Source organism: Candidatus Dormiibacterota bacterium (assembly GCA_035532835.1).
In the GTDB taxonomy this organism is placed as follows: Bacteria; Vulcanimicrobiota; Vulcanimicrobiia; order Vulcanimicrobiales; family Vulcanimicrobiaceae; genus DAHUXY01.
The window spans coordinates 1-5561 of sequence record DATKQG010000094.1; the positions used below are offsets into that span (position 1 = coordinate 1).

Genomic DNA, 5561 nt, shown 5'->3' on the forward strand with positions numbered 1-5561 from the left:
GATCTCGCTCTCCGCGATCGCGCGCACGTCGTCGGGTTCGATATAATTGCAATGATCGACCGCGTCGACGCCAAGCTCGATCGCCATCCGTGCCGCGTGGCCGTACTCCATTTCGTCGCAGTGTACGCGGAGCCGCATACCCGCGGCGCGCGCCGCTTCGAGATAGCGACGCGTCTGCGCCGGCGAGAAAAATCCGGGTTCGCAGAACGCATCGGCGTATGCGGCGCCATGGGCCGCGGCCGTCGGAATCACCTGATCGATCAAATAATCGATGAAGGCCTCCTCGCGCGTAAACTCGGGCGGCAACGCATGCGCGCCCAAAAAGGTGGCAACGAGTCGCGGCACGTCGGCGTCGGCGCGATGGGCCGCGATCAGGTCCAAGAGCGCCGCTTCGCCGGGCTTGTGCAGCGCGTAACCCGTCTTGGTTTCGAGCGTCGTGGTCCCGTGCGCCAGGATCGTTCGCAACCGCGGCGCGACCGTCTCGGCGTAGAACCGCTGCGGCTCGAGCAACGCATCGCGCGTCTGCTCGACGGTGTAGAGCATGCCGAGCGGAGCGCGCTCCCCGTGCTGTCGCGCGACAAAATCCGGCTCGCGATTGCCGGCAAAAAGCGGGTGCGCATGCGCGTCGACAAACCCCGGAACGATCGTATGCGCGCGCAGATCCAATTCGCGCACGTCGCGCCGTCGCACCAAGCGTTCGATGTCGGCCCGCGCGCCGACGGCGACGACTCGTTCGCCCTCGATCAGCATGGCCGCGTCGTCGATGCGACCGAGGCCTTCGAACGTGACGCCGCCCTGCCGGGCGGCGTCATCGCACGTAATGATCGTTTTTGCTCGAACGAGCAGCGGGGTTACAGCCGCCAATCGATGCCCGCCTCGTCGGCAGTCTCGATCGCGATTTCGTATCCCGCGTCGGCGTGACGCACGACGCCCATCCCGCAATCCGTCGTCAGCACCGCTTCCAATCGTTCGCGGGCGTCCTGCGTGCCGTCCGCCACCACCACCATACCCGCGTGTTGCGAATACCCGATGCCCACCCCGCCGCCGTGGTGCAGGCTCACCCAGTGAGCGCCCGCCGCGGTGTTGAGCAGCGCGTTGAGCAGCGGCCAATCCGAAATCGCATCGGAGCCGTCCTTCATCGCTTCGGTCTCGCGATAGGGTGAAGCGACGCTACCCGTATCCAGATGGTCGCGCCCGATGACGATCGGCGCCTTCACCTCGCCCGTGCGCACCAATTCGTTAAACGCGAGGCCGGCTTTCGCGCGGTCTCCGTATCCAAGCCAGCAAATGCGCGCCGGCAGGCCCTGATATGCGATCCGTTCGCGCGCGAGCCGCAACCAGCGCGCAAGCGAGGCATCCTCCGGAAAGAGCCGCAGCAATTCGCGATCCAAGCGATCGATGTCCGCCGGATCGCCCGAGAGCGCCGCAAAGCGGAACGGCCCCGACCCCCTGCAGAACAGCGGCCGGATGAAGGCCGGGACGAATCCGGGAAACGCAAATGCTCGCGCGAAACCGCCGCGCTCCGCGGCGGCGCGAATGTTATTGCCGTAATCGAACACGATCGCACCGGCATCCTGAAACCGAACCATCGCTTCGACGTGCTTGGCCGCGCTCAGGTATCCGCGGCGCTCGTACTCATCGGGATCGCTCGCGCGCAACGTGGCAGCCTCGTCGAGCGAGAGACCGGCCGGAACGTACCCGTTCACCATATCGTGCGCGGAGGTTTGATCGGTGACCGCATCGGGGCGAAAACCCATCTCGAACAATGTCGCAAATTCGTCGGCCGCGTTCCCTTCGTAGCCGATCGAAATGGCTTCGCCGGCCGCTTTCGCACGCGCGACCTCTCGCAGCGCGGCATCGCGTGAGTCCACCACGCAGTCGAGGTAACGCAATTCGCGGCGCCGTTCCAATCGCGCGCGGTCGACGTCGATAACGAGCGCTACGCCTTCGTTCATCGTGATCGCGAGCGGCTGCGCGCCGCCCATGCCGCCGACGCCGGCCGTCAGGCAGACGCGGCCCTTGAGGCTCCCGCCGTAGTGCTGGCGCGCCAACTCGGCAAACGTCTCGTAGGTGCCTTGCACGATCCCTTGCGTGCCGATGTAAATCCACGAACCGGCCGTCATTTGCCCGTACATCGTGAGCCCTTGCGCTTCCAACTCGCGGAAGACTTTCCAATCGGCCCACTTCGGAACGAGATTGGAATTGGCGATCAGCACGCGCGGCGCGCGCGCGTGCGTCTTCCACACCGCCACCGGCTTGCCGCTCTGCACGACCATCGTTTCGTCATTTTTTAGGCGGCGCAGCGTCCGTACGATCGCGTCGAACGCCGCCCACGAGCGGGCCGCCCGTCCGTTGCCGCCGTACACGACCAAGTCGTCGGGGCGCTCGGCCACTTCCGGATCGAGATTGTTCATCAGCATGCGCAGTGCGGCTTCCTGCGGCCAGCCGAGGCACGTGAGTTCGGTGCCGCGCGCGGCGCGAACGATACGGGGTCCAGATGCGGTAGTGGTCATACGAACGGTCCTCTATGAAACGGCGGTAATGTCAAGCGGATGCCGATGCCGCGGCGCGGGCGAGCGCATCGGTGCGAATGAGGACGCGCGCGGCTTCGATATCCGGCGCGGGAACGCGATCGACCGTCCACGGATCGATCGTTCGGCGAGCGAGATCGTATGCAGCTTGCGTGCCTTTGCCCGATCGTAACGGGCGACGGAAATCGGTCGCGGCGAGCGCGCCGAGCAATTCGCATGCGAGCGCGCCTTCGACGTTATCGAGCACGCGCACGAGATTGTTCGCCGACGTCATGCCCATGCTGACGTGGTCTTCCTGTCCCGCCGAGGTTGGAATCGTATCCACGCTCGAAGGCCACGCCAGCCCTTTGTTATCGTTGACGAGCGCGGCCGCGCAGTACTGCACGATCATCAGTCCCGACTGCAACCCCGAGCGCCCGGTCAAGAAGAGCGGCAAACCGCGATCCTCCGCATTGAGCAGCAAATAGAGGCGGCGCTCGCCGATCGATGCGAGTTCGGCGATCGCAATTTTGAGAAAATCCATCGCAAGGGCGATCGGCTCGCCGTGAAAATTGCCGCCCGAGAGAAATTCGCCGTCTTCGGGAAAGACGAGCGGATTGTCGGTGACGGAGTTCGCTTCGATGTGCGTCACGCGGCGCACGTGCGCGATCGAATCTCGCACGGCACCGTGCACGACGGGGATGCAACGGAATGAATACGGGTCTTGCACGCGCCCACATTCGCGGTGCGAGCGCATGATCTGCGAATCGGCGAGCAACGCGCGCAGGCGATCGGCGACGTTCGATTGGCCGGGGTGCGGGCGCAGATCGTTCAGGCGCCTGTCGAAGACGCGATCGGTGCCGAGAAACGCTTCCAGCGACATGGCGGCGATCACGTCGGCGGCCTCGGCAAGACGCTCGGCGCGAAGCACGCCGAGCGCTCCGATTCCGGTCATCACCTGCGTGCCGTTGATGAGCGCGAGCCCCTCCTTCGGGCCGAGCGTAACGGGACGCAGCCCAGCGCGCTCGAGCGCGACCGCGCTGGGCAGGCGCTCCCCGCCATAGAAAGCCTCGCCCTCGCCCAGGAGCGTGAGGCTCATGTGTGCGAGCGGCGCAAGATCGCCGCTCGCACCGACCGAGCCCTGCGATGGCACGACCGGCGTAACGCCGCGGTTGAGGAGCTCGAGCAGCAGCTCGAGGGTATCGACTTTGATGCCCGAGTGGCCCGCCGCAAGCGAGTTGACGCGCAGCACGCCCGCCGCGCGCGCGTACTGCTCGGCAAGCGGCGCTCCGGTACCGGCTGCATGGCTACGCACCAAGTTCAGTTGCAGTTGCGCGGCGTCTTCGGGAGCAATCTGAACGTTGGCCAGCCGCCCGAAACCGGTGGTGACGCCGTAGATCGCATCGCCGTCGGCGAAGCGCGCTTCAACGAACTCGCGCGCCGCCTTCACGCGCTGCCACGCCGCATCTCCGACGCGGACGGGCGCTCCGTTAGCGACCGCTTCGATCGCCTCAAGCGAGAGATGACGGCCGTCGAGTTCGATGGTCTGGGAAGCGCTCGTAATGGGCATACGGGCCAACTACTTCCGGCCACGCAGCGCCGGGCCTTCAGGCTTGCTCGCTGCAGCTTATTGAAAGACGCCCGGGCGCGGGTGGCCGAACGGTGGCCCGTCTTGGATCACGATTTCCTGATGGTCGTGCAAGACGATCGAGCGCGGATTCGCCCCGTGCCAGGCATGCCCATCGACCCAAATCCAGAGATGGCGCCCCTTTGGCGCGCGCATGCTCGCAGCCCGTTGCCAGCTCAACGTCATGCCCCACAGGTCGAAGAACTCTCCGAGCGTGAACGGGCGCTTCACCGGCGATTCGATGTGGATGATGCCGTCGGCCGCGTGCGTGTGCAGCCAATAGAGGCACGCGCCCGTCTGCGGAATGCCGATCTGCGCGGGGACCTCGAGGGGCTGGCCGCGATCGAACAGTTGCAGATGCGCGTGGATGTGTTCGACCACGCCTTCGGTTGCATCGCACCGGATGCCGTCGACCGGTAGGCCGCCAAAAAAGCTTTGGGCGACAAGCATCGCCGCGAACAAAATGTGCATAATTTCAAAAAGTTGTGGAAAGGTTGTGGGCGGCCCTTCCCAATTTCTTGTCGACCGACCTTTGTCGTGCTACGATGCCTGCACTTCGACCATCGAAGTGCGACGAACGTATCGATCGCGGCCGGATGCGAAAGCACGCGTACCGTTGTCACAAGCAACGGACCGAGGCAACGGCCGAACCGCTACGGCGGAGCAAGGGTGCCCTCCCACCCGAGAGCATTCGAGTTTCCCCTCCGTAGTGCGCGAATACGTCGAGACCCGCCGGTATCGAGCCCGACGGGTTTCGTTATGCCCGCGACGCTCCCGCGTAACGATTCGCCATCTCTTCCACCAGCGCCGCGGCGCGCGCTCGCACGTCGTCGGGTGCCAGCACTTCGGCCTGCGCCCCCCATCCGAGCACCCAGCGCACCAGTTCGTCCGTATCCGCGACGCGGTATGAAATCTCAACCGATCCATCGCCGCGCCGGTCGATTTCGCGCCCGGCCAAAACGCGCGCGGCAATAGCCGCCTTCGCTACGCGCGCATCGAAGCGTACCCGTACGTGCGTCGTCTGCGAGCCGTGCAAGACCCCGCTGATCGACTCGGCGGCAAATTCTTCGATGTTGAAATCGCGCGGTTTGGCGAACGTCTTGGCCAGGACGTCGGGATCGTGGATGTTATCGACGGCGAACGTACGCTGCTCGCGCCTGCCATGATCGTATGCGACACAATAGACGCGCCCGGAACTCAGGATGAAACCATACGGATCGACGGTGCGCGAGGTGCGATTCCCCTCTTTGTCTTCGTATGCGAACTGCACGCTGCGCGAGACGCGTTCCGCCGCCGAGAGCAGCGCAAACGCGCGCTCGCCCTGCTCGTCCAAGCGGATCTCCGAGAGACGAAAGGCCATCGGCGAAGGCGCCTCGATGCGTGCCCGCGCACCGCGACCCGCGGTGCCCACGAGCTTCTCGGTG

Annotated in this window: 5 protein-coding genes; all 5 read right to left on the reverse strand. The window is 65.3% G+C overall.

Features of this window, described 5'->3' with window-relative positions:
* A partial coding sequence (locus tag VMW12_11590; protein HUZ50356.1) for an amidohydrolase family protein occupies positions 1-864 on the reverse strand: 864 nt, incomplete at its 3' end.
* On the reverse strand, positions 852-2513 hold the full coding sequence (gene hutU, locus VMW12_11595; GenBank protein ID HUZ50357.1) for a urocanate hydratase: 1662 nt from the start codon (positions 2511-2513) through the stop codon (positions 852-854). The genes VMW12_11590 and hutU, both read right to left, overlap by 13 nt.
* 31 nt (positions 2514-2544) lie before the next feature.
* Complete coding sequence (gene hutH / locus VMW12_11600) at positions 2545-4080, reverse strand: histidine ammonia-lyase (GenBank protein HUZ50358.1); 1536 nt, start codon at positions 4078-4080, stop codon at positions 2545-2547.
* A 57-nt stretch (positions 4081-4137) separates the two neighbouring features.
* A complete protein-coding gene (locus VMW12_11605; protein HUZ50359.1) occupies positions 4138-4608 on the reverse strand; it encodes a hypothetical protein in 471 nt (156 codons plus the stop codon).
* Positions 4609-4894: 286 nt separating this feature from the next.
* On the reverse strand, positions 4895-5561 hold a 667-nt coding region (locus tag VMW12_11610), incomplete at its 5' end, for a WYL domain-containing protein (protein ID HUZ50360.1).

What these genes read in the sequence shown, in the direction of transcription:
- hutU (HUZ50357.1), bottom strand. Translation starts at nt 2,513, where the DNA reads ATGACCACTACCGCATCTGGACCCCGTATCGTTCGCGCCGCGCGCGGC.
- hutH (HUZ50358.1), bottom strand. Translation starts at nt 4,080, where the DNA reads ATGCCCATTACGAGCGCTTCCCAGACCATCGAACTCGACGGCCGTCAT.
- VMW12_11605 (HUZ50359.1), bottom strand. Translation starts at nt 4,608, where the DNA reads ATGCACATTTTGTTCGCGGCGATGCTTGTCGCCCAAAGCTTTTTTGGC.